Source organism: Aliinostoc maniaoense (assembly GCF_058172895.1).
Map to the genome: position 1 here is coordinate 4,255,526 of NZ_CP187952.1, position 15,842 is coordinate 4,271,367.

Below are 15,842 nucleotides of genomic sequence, written 5' to 3' on the forward strand. Positions count from 1 at the left end.
TTCCAAAAATTATTGACTTCATTCCAAAGAATTTGTCTATTTTGTTTATTAATTTTATCAAGATAATATAGGGTAATAAATTTTACTTACCCTATATTATTTTTACGCATTCATCGTAAACTAAGCACCTTCCCGTAATTTATCTAAGACGCTTCTATCTTCTAATGTTGAAGTATCCCCAGATACCTCTTGACCTGCGGCTAGATTGCGTAGTAAGCGGCGCATAATTTTACCCGATCGCGTTTTGGGTAATGCGTCAGTAAAGCGGATTTCTCCGGGACGAGCGATCGCACCAATTTCTCCTACTACGTGTTTTTTCAGTTCTTTGCTTAACTCTTCACTGGCGTGATAAGTGCCTTCTAAAGTAACAAAAGCTACAACTTCCTCGCCTTTGAGTTCATCCGGCTTACCTACTACTGCCGCCTCAGCCACGGCTGGGTGAGAAACTAAGGCTGATTCGATTTCCATTGTACCGAGGCGGTGTCCTGAAACATTCAGTACATCGTCTACTCGTCCCATCACCCAAAAATAACCGTCTGTGTCTTTTCTTGCTCCATCTCCAGCAAAGTATGTATATTTACCATCTTTGGGGGGGATATGTTCCCAGTAGGTGCGGCGGAAGCGTTCAGGATCACCGTAGACATTCCGCATCATTCCTGGCCAGGGATGGCTTACCGCTAAGTAACCGCCTTCGTTATTACCGACAGAGTTACCTTCTAAATCCACGATATCGGCTAGAATCCCAGGGAAGGGAAGGGTAGCTGAACCGGGTTTAGTAGGAATTGCGCCTGGTAGGGGTGTAATCATAATTCCACCGGTTTCAGTTTGCCACCAAGTATCTACAATTGGGCAACGTTCCCCACCAATAATCCGGTAATACCACATCCAAGCTTCGGGGTTAATTGGTTCACCGACAGTTCCCAATAAGCGCAAGGAAGACAAGTTACGGGCGTTGGGATGGTGTTCACCCATTTTGATAAATGCCCGAATTGCTGTTGGTGCGGTGTAGAAAATATTTACACCGTATTTTTCAATTACATCCCAGAAACAACCAGGGTTAGAAGCACGGGGCGCGCCTTCATACATCAGTGTAGTTGCACCATTGGACAAGGGGCCGTAAACAATATAACTGTGTCCGGTAATCCAACCTACATCGGCGGTACACCAATAAACGTCTGTATCTTGCAAATCGAAGATCCATTTGGTGGTCATGTGGGCGTATAGGTTGTAACCACCTGTGGTATGAACTACACCCTTGGGTTTGCCTGTACTACCGGAAGTGTAGAGAATGAATAGCATATCTTCACTATCCATTGGTTCGGCGGGACAGTCAGCAGACACACCTTTTTGTAAATCATGCCACCAATGGTCACGTCCTGCTTCCATGTGGGTTTTTTGCCCAGTCCGTTGCACTACCAAAACATCAGTAACACTGGGAACAAGGCCATCAGCGATCGCTTTATCTACCTGTTCCTTCAGGGGAACGATCGCATCTTTACGCCAACCGCCATCGGCTGTAATCACTAATTTCGCTTGGGCATCATTTAAGCGATCGCGCAATGCTTCCGCACTGAAACCACCAAACACTACACTATGGGGTGCGCCAATTCTGGCACAGGCTAACATAGCGATCGCCGCTTCAGGAATCATTGGCATATAAATGCCGATGCGATCGCCTTTTTTAACACCCAATTGTTTCAACACATTCGCAAACTGGCAAACTTCCCGATGTAATTGGGCATAAGTTAAAGTCCGGGAATCCCCTGGCTCTCCTTCCCAAATCAGGGCGGCTTTGTTTTTGCGCCAAGTTGTCAGGTGTCTGTCAAGACAATTGTAAGAAATATTGATCTTGCCACCGACAAACCACTTGGCAAACGGTGGTTGCCAATCTAGAACTGTGTCCCATTTTTCAAACCAATTTAACTCTGACTCAGCCAAATCTGCCCAAAACTTCTGCGGATCAGCTTTAGCTTGGTCATAAATACGCTGGTAATCTTCTAGGCTTTTAATATGGGCAGCTTGGGAAAACTCGCTAGAGGGTTGAAATAAACGCTGCTCTTGCAGTATTGATTCTATGGTTGATTCAGACATAACAATTGCAGTCAATAATATTGTGACTGACAACTATTCTGTACTCAAAGTTACGCAAAAGAGCTTTGATTTTTTTTAAGCAAGGGTATGGGGTGTAAATTAATTTCCTCGAGAATTTTGAGGGCGATCGCAATTTTTTCCTCAATTACACACTTATAGAGTATAATCAGAACCGATAACTTCTGCATCTACCTAAGTCGGTTCAGAGTCGAGTTACTTATCGTAGTATTGCAGGATACCCTAATAAATATAAAATATTAATTAATTTTTGGGGTGGCAGTATAATATCAATCGGTCGAAGTATTGCTGATGGTGGCAAAAAGCTATAGTAATAGTAAAGTAGGCGATCGTTTGCAAGCAAAAGAGATCAAAGATAAATTGAAATTATTGATCGAGCAAGCATCCTCGATAGATTCTAATTTAGCCAAAAAATTAGATGAAATAAACCGTTGGGTAAAAGATATCAAACCTGGTTCTCTGACTGCTAAACCCTTTGTTCTGGCTTTTTTGTTGGAGGTAATTACGGATTCGACAATTTGGTTGATCATTCAATCCCTACCTTCAGAAGCCGAAAAAACAGCAAAATTTGCCCAAATGACAGCCAATGAAAGGTACTGGTACGGGTATCTGTTTCCTAAGTGGATTAACGCTAGTGACTCGAAGTTTTATATCTGGAAACAAAAATTAATGGCAGGAGAGTTTAATCAAGAAGATGATGATATCATTAAAGCTATAGCGCAACATATTGCCAGTAGAAACGGAAATGTTTGGCAACGCTATATTGCAGACCTGTCTATGGCCACAGATTTAATTGTTAGTAATCATCAGCAACAACCACTCTGCATTCAAGTGACCAGTGTTAGTGAAGAACTAAATCACCAAAAATACCAAGCATGGGAAAGCACGCTACGTTCTTGGGAAATCGAGAGAGGATTATTCTTAAGTTACAATCCTCAAGATGCAAATTTTATCAACCAATTAGTGAACATCACACTATACAACAGTGACTCTTTGGTTAATGGGAAATATTTAAAATTTTCTTAATTTTTGTTTGAAATCACATAATTTATTCATTTGCCAATGATGGCTTAACATGGCTAACCCAAAAAAAACTAATAGTTACAATAACCAGATGGAAACATTTACTGAAGCGTTAGCAACAGCCAGACAAATGCAGCAAGACTGGCTAAGTTATGGGTTAAATTTTGTCCATCTCTACGTTGATGATGTAGATGGAGATTGGCTAGAAACATGGGAAAACGATGAGATATTTGCTAACCCAGTGCTAGATCAGATTAAAGAGTTTTTAGTCAGCGATGATCTTGTAGCGGTGAGATTAAGAGATTATGTAGGTGATCGCTCACTATTTGACATCGCCGTAAACTTAGAAGAAATGTGGAGGATTACTCCTGTAGGAGACAGATTAGAGACTGTGACAAATATTTTAGCGATCGGCGAAACAGATCATGTAGAGGTATCCGATTTAGCCGATAGCTTGTTAAAAAAGTTAACAGAAATGCTGTGAAAATATAAACAGTACAAATCAGAGTTTAGCGCACAGGCACGGCTTGCAATTGTTGTACATGGCGTTTAAAGATATACCATGTTTGACTTTGCTGATTGCAAGCCAATGTTTTATCAAAAGTTACAGTATAGTAATCTTTGAGTCTTTCCACCCGATTACCTTCACGGAACTCTGTATTACTATTACGATTATCATTAATAGACGCAACAAAAAATTTATCTCCTGATCCGACAGGACACTTTTTATTATTTTCTTTAATTTCAGTTGATTGGCGAAACCAGTTTTCTTGTAACTTGAAAGTAGTACCACCATTAGCAGTAACCCTTAAAATTCTGATCACGGGTATACTTTGAGTTTGAGAATAAACAGCGTTAGGGACTAATAAACCCAACCCTAGACTTAAACCAACAAGTAAAGGTTTTGGATACAACTGCCTTTTACCCATAGCCATTGAGAATATCCTTAATCTTCAGTATGATTTACATTGTCAATGGCATGATTTTACACGAATATTCCCTCTAAGCAAATGTAGTTTGAGTAGTTATCACTATTTCTTGTAGTGGCGTGGCAAGCCTTAAATGTTGCAAAAAAATTGTAGGTTGGGTTGACGAAAGGAAACCCAACACCAACATCTATATTGAGTTTCCGAGATCAATGTTGGGTTGCGCTCCGCTTAACCCAACCTACATTTAATGCACTATTTTAGCCTTGACACGCCAGTAGGGTGTGTTAGGCGCAAGCCGTAACGCACCAAAGGCCTTGGTGCTAGGTGTTGTACTCTCGCTGCTAACACAACGGCAATATTGCAAGAGGAAAATCCACACTGCAATTTGCCTTCCCTGCGTATCTACGTATCTCATTTAATTTTTGGTATTCCCTAAACAGATTTTTGATAGCTCACGCACCCTACTTAATATGTTAGGCGCGTAAATATTGAGTAGTGTATAATACTGAGGACAATTATTTTTGTTTGCTCACGTTGGATGACACATTAATGTAAACTGCTGATGTATCCGGCATATATTGCTTTAATTTAGCCTTATGCAAGCAAATTTATTGACTAACGTGATTTTACCCTTATCCTTAGTGATTATCATGCTGGGAATGGGTTTATCCTTGCAGTTAGCAGACTTTCAACGTGTCACTAAATATCCGAAAGCAGTCTCCGTAGGCTTGGTAAGCCAGTTAGTAGTTTTACCCATGATTGGCTTTACCATTGCCAAAATTTTACCTATGCAGCCTGCGATCGCAGTAGGATTAATCATCGTTACATTATGTCCCGGTGCTACATCATCAAATATCGTTACATATTTAGCCGGTGGTGATACAGCACTATCAATTACTCTCACAGTTTTTAGCAGTATTATCACCATATTTACCATTCCTGTGCTGACTAATTTAGCACTGCAACATTTTTTTGAGCAAGGTGCAGCGATCGCCCTACCGATTGGTAAGACAATGTTACAGATATTCCTAATTACAATCATGCCGATTGGGTTAGGGATGTATATTCGTCAGAGGTTTAAAGATACGGCTTTGCGTTTAGAAAAAGCAACCAGTCGGCTGGGGATGTCCCTACTGGTGAGCATTATTGTGTTGCTTGTGATTCAAGAATGGAATCGTTTACCAGAATATATTTTACAAGTAGGTTTAGGGGCGATCGCGTTAAATTTGACCTCAACCCTAGCAGGATTTTTCATCGCCAAACTATGCCGACTCAATATTCGCCAGCAAATATGTATTGCGATAGAAGTTGGATTTCAAAATACCTCCTTAGCATTCGCCATCACAGCAGGACTTTTGAACAATCCAAATATGGGAATTGCTGCTGCTATTTACGGACTATTTATGTTTTTTACAGGCTTTGCCATTATTAGATACGGGAAGAAATTGTTACCCAAGACTGCCAGGAGTCGGGATTTAGCCAGTAGATTCTGATAGAAATATCTTAGCTAGGCGATCGCACAGATGCAAAATTAGGCGATCGCCCAGTAACAATTCACCAGAAAAGTTCAATTCACGCCGATATTTGGGAAATATAAGCTTATTAAAGCTGATACAAATTAGGCAATGGACACAATAGCACTTGTTGAGCAGCTAGTTCAAGAGATTGTAGCGATTAATCATGCTTGGAAAGTTGCTCGTGAATTATTTGGACAAAATTCACCTCTATCTACTTCCTCACGGGATCTCAAAACCTGCTTACAGGTACGTTTATTGCAAAACTATGCACCTGAGCTAGTGTATCTGGTTGAGGATAAAGAAGCAGAAGGGGAAAAACTGTATAGTTTACGCTTGAGAACACCTATAGGAAACCGCCAGGATGTAGAACATCTACCAGTACGGGTAGCACATCAGGTTTTTAATAGTGCGGAATTACAACGATTCACCAATCAATAATCTGATCAGGAGTGCTTTGTGAGTATAGCAAACATCTGGAACATCGTTTGGGCTAACGATTTTTTTCACTGGGCTATTGTTTTTGTTTTCGCTATCGCCTTCATTACTGAGGTTGTGACAGTATGGCAATATTGGCAGCAAGAATGTAGTGAAACTGCAACTGCAATTAAATTTTTGCATAAGTACAAAGATAATCAAAGTATCCCAGCATCAAAGAATATTCGTTCATGGTTACGAGAACATTTAGGAACTTATGAACCAATACAAGATAAAACATCCAAATTCATACTCATACAATATCCTGCTGTTTTAGCTCGACCAATACCTCGTAGTTCCTTGCGCTTTGTCACAACTTTGTGTACAGCACTCGGTATTTTGGGAACTTTTTACGGTATTCAACAGGGATTACAAGGAATTAGCCTCGATACCTCCAACTCTCAACAGTTGATGGAATCTAGCACTAAGCTACTCATGGGAATGAAAACAGCTTTTTCTACTTCTTTGATGGGGCTTGGTTCTGGTAGTCTATTTACTTTAATTTTGTTTGTTGGTGATACTACGCGTCAAGCACGGCGTAATGGGTTACGGAAAAAATTGCAGGCGATCGCCACTTTCAAGACAACAGAAAATTCTAACGGTGATGTCGCTGAAGCACTCAGTCTTGTAGCCAAAAATTTAACGGGATTAAAACACTTAAATGGAGAAAGTATTGGACAAGCTGTAGGTAGAAGTATAGCAGAACAGTTCACCAGCTTAAACCAATTATCAGCCCAAAATATTGGTCAAGCCGTAGGCCAACAAATGTTACCAGCCTTAAAAGCCATCTTCCAAGAACAGAAAACACTCCGAGAACTCCAAGAAAGTCAGGGACAGAGAGTTTTAGAATCACTAATAAATGATTTGCGAAGTCAGGTACTTGAACCAATTGCAAATCGACTAGATGAAAGTGCAAAGCTAACTCAACAAGCATCACAAGCTGTGTTAAATCTGCACCAAGAATTAGGGGGAATTTCTCAAAGTTTAGCAACTTCCATCGAGACAATTCAAAGCTTTCAAAAAGAAACATTAGTTGAACTTCAGAAATTTGCTCACAATCTTGGAAAAACTTTAAGCCAATTCCAAACTGAAACAAAAGGAGTTTTACAACAAACAGCAGTAGAAATTAATCGCGCTGTTGATCAAAGCATCCAAGGCATGACAAACCAGCGTACTGCTTTTCAAGCAAGTGCAGAACAAGCTGCTGCTACTTTTAGAGGTATTCGTGGGGAATTAGAGCAAGCATTACAATCAAGAGCCGAAGCAGAACAGCAAATGCTGCAAAGTACAAAAACGGGAATTATGCAAATTCTCAATCAAGCTAATACAGCCTTTCAACAACAAACACATACTTTAGCAGCAGTAGGTAATCAATCTGCTGAATTGATGAGTAATGCTCAAAATAATCTCCTAACTACTTTAGAAAATATTGATCAAACACTCACAGCAACTAGCCAAAGTGTCCAACAAGATTTGACACAATTCCGTCAAGAATATCAAGCTAACCTACAAACTTTTTTTGTACAACAAAATCATCTATTAGAAGGAATGTTACAACAAACAGCAGTAGAAATTAATCGTGCTGTTGATCAAAGTATCCAAGGAATGACAACCCAGCGTACTGCTTTTCAAGCAAGTGCAGAACAAGCTGCTGCTACTTTTAGAGGTATTCGAGAGGAATTGGAAATAGCATTACAATCAAGAGCCGAAGCAGAACAGCAGATGTTGCAAAGTACAAAAACGGGCATCATTCATATTCTCACCGAAGCTAATAGAGCTTTTCATGAACAAACAAATACTTTAACAGCAGTGGGTAATCAAGCTTCTGAGTTGATGAATAATGCTCAAAACAATCTCCTAACTACTTTAGGAAATATTGACACCACACTCACAGCAACTCGTCAAACTGTGCAAGATGATTTGACGCAATTCCGTGAAGAATATCAAGCTAACCTACAAGCTTTCTTTCTACAACAAAATCATCTACTGGAGGGAACTTTAGGTGAACAACGTGATGGACTAGCTGAAGTAGTGAACAATCTAGATTTAGTCTTCCAAAAAGAAGCTCAAAGGCGTAGTCAATTGTCTCAAGAAGTTGACAAAAGTATGATTCAAATTCAACACGCTGCTAGAGAAGTTGGTCAACTAGTTACAGCAGTCGGCTTAAATTCAAGTCATAGGTTAGTACAACTAGAAGAACTTTCCCGTGGTATTGGTGAACAAGTAGAAGGTGTCAGACAAGAATATAGAGAATTATCGATAAGTTTTAAAGAATCTTTTGAGGCTTGGCAAGGTCATTTTGAAGCATCACGGCAAGAATTTTTTAAGGAGGCTGATAGTTCTATGGCTCACGTGTGTAGTAGTTTGTTAGACGCAGCTAATCTCTTAGTGATGGCAAATGATGACAGGAAAAATTACAATGGATAATTTGATATTTGATGAAATTGAAACAGACAATATAGAAGATGAAGATGCGAGTATTTACCTGTCAATTGGTGATCTCATGTCAGGGGTATTAATGTTTTTTGCTTTGCTATTTATTACTGCATTACTTCAGCTTGCAGAAAAAGATACCCCAAAACGTATGGTAATCGGCAACGTTGTAGGGGAAATGAAAAGTAATAATATTAATGTCAAAGTTAATCCAGATACAGGTGATATTAGCATCCAAGAATCAATCTTATTTGCTAAGGGAAGTAACGAACTCAAACCTGAAGGTAAAGCTTTTCTACGCAGATTTATTCCTGTTTATAGTGGGGTGATTTTTTCTAAGCCAGAATATGAGAAAGAAATTAGCCGGGTAGTTATAGAAGGTCATACTAGCTCAGATGGCGATGACAAGACCAACTTAAAACTTAGTGTTTTGCGCTCTGCATCAGTTTATAACTACATTTTTTACGATATGAATTTTGCTACCAAAGCACCTTTAAGTAAAAAAATATTGGCGGCTGGTCGTGGAGAAATAGAAGCTGATCAGCAAACAGATAACCCGACTGATCGGAAAGTTCTTTTTCGCTTTCAATTTCGTACTGATGAATTAACTGAACGTTCTCGTAAAAGTATCTCGTTACCGGAGCAAAAGCTGTGAATTATGAATTTCCGATTCCTTCTAAACTTGAAACTAAGCAGTATATCCCTGAAAAACTGACTCAGCTTAGTAGCAAATTACCAGATACAAAAAATTCTATCCCAACTGTTGATAGAGTTTTGGAAAAAATTTCCCAGGGTCAGTCTACTCAAATCACTCCTTTAGAGTGGGTGTATTGTATTCATGCTAAAGCTGATTGGGATGAACAGCATTTAGATTCTTCCAGAGAAACATCCGCATCTATCTGGAAGGTAGCAATTAATAATAGTTGGTTACAACAGCGATTGATTTGGAATTTAGCTATTTATTATAGTGATAAAACCGAGAAGGTATTAGCAAAATCCCTAGTCGAATCATTTGATATATTTGCTAATGATGCTAAAAATGTTGAGCTACTTACTGTAAGAATTATTCAGGCTATCAGCAATTCTAATTCATGTCAAACCTTGGCTAGAATTGCTTGTAATTCTAATTTAACTAGAACTGAATTACTAAACACAATTAAAGAAGAAATGCCTGTTTGGCTTTCCGTATTTAGCGAATTTGTAAATTATATTGCACCTCATTTTACGAAAATTTATCATCCAACTCAACAGCATATTAATTGGTTGTTACGCTGTTTAGATGAAATGTCATTACAGGAGAAAATAAAAGCTGTTAATTATTTATTGGAGAACATATCTCAATACATAGCTACAAATAATCCACAGCTAGTTGATTGGTTCAGAATACACTATCGAAATGGTGAGGCGTGGTATTTACTTTCAGCACGCGCCAAGCAGAGATTACGAGAGTGGATTGGCTCTATTAACTATGGAGATTTTCAAAAGCTAGTAGAAGCAATTTTACCTACCTTATCAGACAGTGATAGACCCAAGCAACTAAAAGCAAGAAGAGATTTTTGGAGTAATTACAGCGATCGCTTTGAAAGACTTCGGATTTTGTTACCTCAAACATCACTCAATCCTATCAAACATAAGCTACAAGGTGATATTCATTTCCTAGAGAATGATGGTAGCGATCGCACTGAAGTTTGTATTTTTGATTTTGGTGAGTGGTTGGTAGTAGAATTTTTTCGTGGAAGAGGTAGTGAAACACGCTTGTTGGAGAATAACTTGAGAAATCAGCAAATTCTTTTTGGTGATTCTCCGCTATCTGTTAAAAAAATTCGCTGTTTAGGTGGTGATAAGCACGATCACGTTTATCTTTGGCAAGAATATTGTCCAAAATGGTTGGAACATAGAGCAATTATTCCCAACACAGGTATTTTATCTAACAAAGTACTAAAACCCGAAAAATTACGAATCCGTGAAGAGCAGATGAAACATTGGAACAGGGAAATTTTCAAACTTGAACAAGAAGCAAAAGATTACTGTTATGGGATTGGTTTTTGCATAACTTGAAATATCAACACTGAATCTTCCTGTTTATCTGTATATTAAATTACATTAAACTTGAACAGAAATTACTCCATCGCTGAACCCCTAAGATTTTCAAAATGCAGCACCTACACGTTAAGCTGAATGAAGGTAGCAATTTGTTGCGGTTTTTAGATTAAACTGGCTATCCCTGTTAATTTTTTATTTTCCACTGCTTGAGAAACCTGGAATGCTAGACCAAATTTTTGACTACCTGCACTTTCATCTCAGCGTTGAAGCTTCTATAGTCCTGCTGATCTTGATATTTTTAGAAGCAGTGCTATCTGCTGATAATGCGATCGCACTTGCAGCCATAGCCCAAGGACTAGATGATAAAAAACTGGAACGTCAGGCACTCAACATTGGTTTAGTCGTTGCCTATGTGCTGCGAATTACCTTACTGTTGACGGCCACTGAAGTCCAAAAGTTTTGGCAATTTGAACTCCTCGGTGCTGCATACTTGTTGTGGTTGGTATTCCAACACTTTACCTCAGAAGATGCAGACAACGAACATCATCATGGGCCACGTTTTAATTCACTGTGGCAAGCAATACCAGTAATTGCCTTTACTGACTTAGCATTTTCTTTAGATAGCGTCACAACTGCGATCGCTGTATCTCAAGAAAAGTGGCTAGTGCTGACAGGAACTACCATCGGGATCATCACCCTCCGCTTCATGGCGGGCTTATTTATTCGATGGTTAGACGAATTTGAAAACCTAGAAGACGCAGGATATATTACAGTTGCCCTAGTGGGATTACGCCTGTTATTGAAAGTAGTAAACGATGATTTTGTCCCACCAGAATGGGTAATGATTACCGCGATCGCCCTAATTTTAACTTGGGGATTTTCCAAACGTACTCTCACCGAAGAGTGAGGGAATGAGGGCTGGAAGGTAGACAAGGGGACAGGGGAGCAGGGAGCAAGGGAGCAGGGGGAGTAAAACTCTCTCTTCAATTTTGAATTTTGAATTTTGAATTTTGAATTGAATTGCCCCATGCCCCCTGCTCCATGCCCCATGCCCCATCTAACTATTCATGCAACCAAGGTGTTAAATCAGGTTGCCAGTTGACTAATTCTGCATCTGTGAACCAGAGGCTGACTTCTCGTACAGCAGTTTCTGGTGCGTCAGAACCGTGGATGAGGTTACGACCAATATTAATGCCAAAATCACCCCGAATTGTTCCTGGTTCTGCGGTTAGGGGATTGGTTGCACCAATCATTTTTCTGGCAGCAGCAATCACACCATCACCTTCCCAAACCATCGCTACTACTGGGCCGGAGGTGATAAATTCCACTAGACTGGGGAAGAATGGTCTTTGACGGTGGACATCATAGTGTTTTTCGGCCAATTCCTGACTGACTTGTAAAAACTTTAAACCAACAAGGGTAAAACCTTTGGTTTCAAAGCGACGGATAATTTCGCCTACCAGTCCACGTTGTACGCCATCAGGCTTAATTGCTAAGAATGTGCGCTCCATTGCTATCTCCCAAAACTTAATCAAATTTTTATCTAGTCCCAAGTCAAAAGCCAAAAGTCCATAGTCTAGAGCCTCAGAGTTTTTTGCTACCGACTTTTGACTAGTCACTAATAACTGATGACGAACGACCAATCAGAGTTTATCTCAGAAATTATCTCTAAGTGCATATACGTTGCCAAATGAATGCGTTAAATTGTTTATTCGTGGGTGAAACACAGAGGTCAGACATGGGTGTTGAATCAACTGCTACATCAGACGAGGTGGTAAAAGTACCGTCCAACGTTAATAAACTGGAAGGAAAAGGTCACAAACACAAAAAGCTGTTACCACCAAGTACAGGAGATGTATCTCGCGCTTGGAAAATTGAGGATAGCGAAGATTTATATCGGATTGAAGGTTGGGGACAACCTTATTTTTCGATTAATGCGGCTGGTCATGTGACTGTTTCTCCCAAAGGAGATCGGGGCGGTTCTCTTGATTTGTTTGAACTCGTCAACGCCTTGAAACAGCGTAATTTGGGGCTTCCTCTCCTGATTCGTTTTTCAGATATTTTAGAAGACCGTATTGAACGGTTAAATGCTTGTTTTGCAAAGGCGATCGCCCGTTATAATTACCCTGGTGTATATCGTGGCGTGTTTCCTGTCAAGTGTAATCAACAACGGCACTTAATTGAGGATTTAGTCAAATTTGGCAAACCCCATCAGTTTGGTTTAGAAGCTGGTTCTAAACCAGAATTAATGATCGCCTTGGCTTTATTGGATACCCCAGGCGCATTGCTCGTTTGCAACGGCTACAAAGACCGGGAATACATCGAAACAGCAATGTTAGCCCAAAGACTAGGACAAACCCCAATTATCGTCTTAGAACAGATTGAAGAAGTCGATTTGGTAATTGCTGCTAGCCAACAATTAGGTATTAAACCTATTTTGGGAGTACGGGCTAAATTAAGTACTCAAGGCATGGGACGTTGGGGGACATCCACAGGCGATCGCGCTAAATTTGGGCTGACTATTCCTGAAATTATCCACGCCGTGGACAAATTGCGCGATGCTGATTTATTGGGTTCTTTGCAGTTGTTGCACTTCCATATCGGTTCGCAAATCTCCGCCATTAACGTCATTAAAGATGCCATCCAAGAAGCTAGCCGCATCTACGTGGAACTAGCAGATCAAGGCGCAGATATGAAATACCTCGATGTTGGTGGAGGCTTGGGTGTAGATTATGACGGTTCTCAGACCAACTTCTACGCTTCCAAAAATTACAATATGCAGAACTATGCTAACGACATCGTAGCAGAGTTAAAAGATACCTGTGCGGAACGTCAGATACCTGTACCTACCCTGCTCAGTGAAAGTGGTCGAGCGATCGCCTCCCATCAGTCGGTACTAATTTTTGATGTCCTCAGTACCAGCGATGTCCCCCTAGATTTACCAGAACCGCCCCAGGAAGGTGAATCTCCAGTCATTAATTATCTGTGGGAAACCTACCAATCGATTAACAAAGAGAACTATCAAGAGTTCTATCACGACGCAACCCAATTTAAAGAAGAAGCTATCAGCCGCTTTAACTTGGGAATTTTACGGCTGAGAGAACGGGCTAAAGCCGAACGTCTATACTGGGCTTGCTGTCAGAAAATTTTAAACATTATCAGACAGCATGATTACGTACCCGATGAACTGGAAGACCTAGAGAAAATCATGGCTTCCATCTACTACATCAATCTTTCAGTGTTTCAATCAGCACCAGATTGTTGGGCGATCGATCAGCTATTTCCCATTATGCCCATCCATCGCCTAGACGAAGAACCAACCAGGCGAGGAATTTTAGCTGACCTCACCTGTGATAGTGACGGCAAAATTGACCGTTTTATTGACCTGCGGGATGTCAAATCAGTCTTAGAACTGCACCCCTTCCAACCAGGAGAACCCTATTACTTGGGAATGTTCCTCAATGGTGCTTACCAAGAAATTATGGGCAATTTACACAACCTCTTTGGCGACACCAACGCAGTTCATATTCAACTAACCCCCAAAGGCTACCAAATTGAACACGTAGTCAAAGGCGACACCATGAGCGAAGTAGTTAGCTACGTGCAGTATGACTCTGAGGATATGGTAGAGAACATCCGCCAGCGTTGTGAAAAAGCCCTAGAAGAAAAGCACATCACCCTCGCTGAGTCCCAAAGACTGCTACAAACCTACGAACAAAGTCTCAGAAGATACACGTATTTGAATAGCTAGGATTTGGGGACTGGGGACTGGGGACTGGGGATTGGGGACTGGGGCATGGGGCATGGGGCATTGGAGAATCATGCTCCCTTGTCTCCCTTGTCTCCCTTGTCTCCCTTGTCTCCTCCTGCTCCCTGCTCCCCAGCCCCATGCCCCCCAGCCCCATGCCCTCCAGCCCCTGCCCTAAATCACATTTGTCCCTAGCAACTCCTCAATTGCTTGGCGTTCTACGGGAGTATGTTCTGGTGGTGTTTGGCGGGCATCGGTAATCAACCAATCTAGAGAAGCAGCTTGTACATCAATCGCTGATCCGGTTTTATCTACGCAGTAACGTCCAAAGACCAACTTATCAACTAACCGCACTCCAGGCCCTAAACGTGACCATTCAAAGATGACGCTGTTATCGACTGTTGCGCCACTGCATATCCAACAGTTGGGGCCAATCATCGCTGGGCCAACGATTTTTGCTCCGTCTTCTATTCTAGTCATGCCCCCAATATAAACTGGGCCTGTGATATCTACCTTGTCCCAATTCACAGCCACATTTAAGCCAGTGTAGATACCGGGTGCGACTTCATGACCAGGAATTTGCACATTTTTAATTTCACCCGATAACACACCGCGAATTGCTCGCCAGTAGTCAGGGACTTTACCAATATCCACCCATTCAAAATCCATTGCAATGGCGTAGAATGGCGCACCAATTTCTACTAATTTGGGAAATAATTGGCTACCAATGTCATATTCCACTCCAGAAGGTATGTATTTAAATACTTCTGGCTCAAAGATGTAAATACCTGTGTTGATATTGGTGCTAAGTGCCTCCTCTACAGAGGGTTTTTCTTGGAAGGCTTTAACCCGGCTATCTTCATCAGTTACTACTACCCCGTAACTGGAAACTTCTTCTTTTGGAACGGATTTGGTAATAATGGTGGCAATTGAACCTTTGGATTTATGCCACTTCACCGCTTCAGTCAAATCGAGATCAATTAAAGCGTCACCGCACAATACCACAAAGGTATCATCAAAAAATGGTGAAAAATCTTGGATGCGGCGCATTCCTCCCGCCGAACCAACAGCTTCCCCTACGAGTTTACCATTGTCATCAATTTTGCCTTCAAAAGAATAGGCAATCTGTACACCAAACCGTTGACCATCACGGAAATAGTTTTCAATTTCTTCTGCCAAATGGCTGACATTGACCATAATCTGGTCAAATCCATGTTGGCGGAGAAGTTCCAGTAAAAATTCCATCACTGGCTTTTGCAGGATAGGAATCATCGGTTTGGGAATTGTATAGGTAATAGGACGAACACGAGTACCTTTACCTGCTGCGAGAATCATCGCTTTCATAAAAATCTATTCCTCAACCACCAGCCAGTTTACATTTATTGAATGATACTTAATCATTAGTTTTGATGTTTGTTCTAAGTAACCTGTGATTAACCTCTGTCAACAGGGATAACAGGAATCTACTGATTAATGCAAGCAGAGGTACGGACAAATGACAAGCGATCGCTTATCTTTATTTAAGATAATCGGATTTTAGCTTTGACTAAAGCTGTCGTCTGTAGA

Annotated in this window: 14 protein-coding genes; 9 read left to right on the forward strand and 5 right to left on the reverse strand. The window is 40.7% G+C overall.

What is annotated here, in order from left to right; all coding sequences use genetic code 11:
* Window positions 1-120: 120 nt before the first annotated feature.
* Window positions 121-2,091 carry an acetate--CoA ligase gene (gene acs / locus ACPZ3T_RS18425; protein ID WP_490270920.1) on the reverse strand — a complete coding sequence of 657 codons (1,971 nt, stop codon included), beginning with the start codon at window positions 2,089-2,091 and terminating at the stop codon, window positions 121-123.
* Window positions 2,092-2,442: 351 nt separating this feature from the next.
* Between acs and ACPZ3T_RS18430 the strand changes: the two genes are divergently transcribed.
* On the forward strand, window positions 2,443-3,135 hold the full coding sequence (locus tag ACPZ3T_RS18430) for a hypothetical protein (RefSeq protein WP_490277269.1): 693 nt from the start codon (window positions 2,443-2,445) through the stop codon (window positions 3,133-3,135).
* Window positions 3,136-3,184: 49 nt separating this feature from the next.
* Window positions 3,185-3,616 (forward strand): hypothetical protein, encoded by a 432-nt coding sequence (locus ACPZ3T_RS18435; protein ID WP_490270921.1) that lies wholly within the window; start codon window positions 3,185-3,187, stop codon window positions 3,614-3,616.
* 25 nt (window positions 3,617-3,641) lie between these two features.
* On the opposite strand, the gene ACPZ3T_RS18440 is transcribed toward ACPZ3T_RS18435, so the two are convergent.
* Window positions 3,642-4,067 (reverse strand): hypothetical protein, encoded by a 426-nt coding sequence (locus tag ACPZ3T_RS18440; protein ID WP_490270922.1) that lies wholly within the window; start codon window positions 4,065-4,067, stop codon window positions 3,642-3,644.
* 590 nt (window positions 4,068-4,657) lie between these two features.
* Here ACPZ3T_RS18440 and ACPZ3T_RS18445 point away from each other — a divergent pair.
* The 6 genes from ACPZ3T_RS18445 to ACPZ3T_RS18470 all read left to right on the forward strand — a co-directional run bounded on the left by ACPZ3T_RS18445 (window position 4,658) and on the right by ACPZ3T_RS18470 (window position 11,435).
* Window positions 4,658-5,554 (forward strand): bile acid:sodium symporter family protein, encoded by an 897-nt coding sequence (locus ACPZ3T_RS18445; RefSeq protein ID WP_490270923.1) that lies wholly within the window; start codon window positions 4,658-4,660, stop codon window positions 5,552-5,554.
* 132 nt (window positions 5,555-5,686) lie between these two features.
* The gene (locus tag ACPZ3T_RS18450) at window positions 5,687-6,016 is read left to right on the forward strand and encodes a hypothetical protein (protein WP_490270924.1); all 330 of its coding nucleotides are present in this window, start codon (window positions 5,687-5,689) and stop codon (window positions 6,014-6,016) included.
* Between the two features lie 18 nt (window positions 6,017-6,034).
* A complete protein-coding gene (locus tag ACPZ3T_RS18455) occupies window positions 6,035-8,479 on the forward strand; it encodes a hypothetical protein (protein WP_490270925.1) in 2,445 nt (814 codons plus the stop codon).
* The gene (locus ACPZ3T_RS18460; protein ID WP_490270926.1) at window positions 8,472-9,140 is read left to right on the forward strand and encodes an OmpA/MotB family protein; all 669 of its coding nucleotides are present in this window, start codon (window positions 8,472-8,474) and stop codon (window positions 9,138-9,140) included. The genes ACPZ3T_RS18455 and ACPZ3T_RS18460 overlap by 8 nt, the downstream gene beginning before the upstream one ends.
* Window positions 9,137-10,543 (forward strand): EH signature domain-containing protein, encoded by a 1,407-nt coding sequence (locus ACPZ3T_RS18465; RefSeq protein ID WP_490270927.1) that lies wholly within the window; start codon window positions 9,137-9,139, stop codon window positions 10,541-10,543. The genes ACPZ3T_RS18460 and ACPZ3T_RS18465 overlap by 4 nt, the downstream gene beginning before the upstream one ends.
* Window positions 10,544-10,748: 205 nt before the next feature.
* The gene (locus ACPZ3T_RS18470) at window positions 10,749-11,435 is read left to right on the forward strand and encodes a TerC family protein (protein ID WP_490270928.1); all 687 of its coding nucleotides are present in this window, start codon (window positions 10,749-10,751) and stop codon (window positions 11,433-11,435) included.
* Between the two features lie 154 nt (window positions 11,436-11,589).
* Here ACPZ3T_RS18470 and ndk read toward each other — a convergent pair whose 3' ends face one another.
* The gene (gene ndk, locus ACPZ3T_RS18475; RefSeq protein ID WP_490277270.1) at window positions 11,590-12,039 is read right to left on the reverse strand and encodes a nucleoside-diphosphate kinase; all 450 of its coding nucleotides are present in this window, start codon (window positions 12,037-12,039) and stop codon (window positions 11,590-11,592) included.
* Between the two features lie 227 nt (window positions 12,040-12,266).
* Between ndk and speA the strand changes: the two genes are divergently transcribed.
* Window positions 12,267-14,279, forward strand: coding sequence for a biosynthetic arginine decarboxylase (gene speA / locus ACPZ3T_RS18480; protein ID WP_490270929.1), 2,013 nt, complete (start codon window positions 12,267-12,269; stop codon window positions 14,277-14,279).
* Here speA and ACPZ3T_RS18485 read toward each other — a convergent pair.
* Both ACPZ3T_RS18485 and ACPZ3T_RS18490 read right to left on the reverse strand, forming a co-directional pair.
* Window positions 14,251-14,433 (reverse strand): hypothetical protein, encoded by a 183-nt coding sequence (locus ACPZ3T_RS18485; RefSeq protein WP_490270930.1) that lies wholly within the window; start codon window positions 14,431-14,433, stop codon window positions 14,251-14,253. The two genes, speA and ACPZ3T_RS18485, sit on opposite strands and share 29 nt — an antisense overlap.
* 17 nt (window positions 14,434-14,450) lie before the next feature.
* The gene (locus tag ACPZ3T_RS18490) at window positions 14,451-15,620 is read right to left on the reverse strand and encodes a nucleotidyltransferase family protein (protein WP_490270931.1); all 1,170 of its coding nucleotides are present in this window, start codon (window positions 15,618-15,620) and stop codon (window positions 14,451-14,453) included.
* Window positions 15,621-15,842 lie beyond the last annotated feature (222 nt).

Coding starts and splice junctions, on each gene's coding strand:
- acs (WP_490270920.1), bottom strand. CDS start 2,091: ATGTCTGAATCAACCATAGAATCAATACTGCAAGAGCAGCGTTTATTT.
- ACPZ3T_RS18435 (WP_490270921.1), top strand. CDS start 3,185: ATGGCTAACCCAAAAAAAACTAATAGTTACAATAACCAGATGGAAACA.
- ACPZ3T_RS18440 (WP_490270922.1), bottom strand. CDS start 4,067: ATGGCTATGGGTAAAAGGCAGTTGTATCCAAAACCTTTACTTGTTGGT.
- ACPZ3T_RS18445 (WP_490270923.1), top strand. CDS start 4,658: ATGCAAGCAAATTTATTGACTAACGTGATTTTACCCTTATCCTTAGTG.
- ACPZ3T_RS18450 (WP_490270924.1), top strand. CDS start 5,687: ATGGACACAATAGCACTTGTTGAGCAGCTAGTTCAAGAGATTGTAGCG.
- ACPZ3T_RS18460 (WP_490270926.1), top strand. CDS start 8,472: ATGGATAATTTGATATTTGATGAAATTGAAACAGACAATATAGAAGAT.
- ACPZ3T_RS18470 (WP_490270928.1), top strand. CDS start 10,749: ATGCTAGACCAAATTTTTGACTACCTGCACTTTCATCTCAGCGTTGAA.
- ndk (WP_490277270.1), bottom strand. CDS start 12,039: ATGGAGCGCACATTCTTAGCAATTAAGCCTGATGGCGTACAACGTGGA.
- speA (WP_490270929.1), top strand. CDS start 12,267: ATGGGTGTTGAATCAACTGCTACATCAGACGAGGTGGTAAAAGTACCG.
- ACPZ3T_RS18485 (WP_490270930.1), bottom strand. CDS start 14,433: ATGGGGCTGGGGGGCATGGGGCTGGGGAGCAGGGAGCAGGAGGAGACA.
- ACPZ3T_RS18490 (WP_490270931.1), bottom strand. CDS start 15,620: ATGAAAGCGATGATTCTCGCAGCAGGTAAAGGTACTCGTGTTCGTCCT.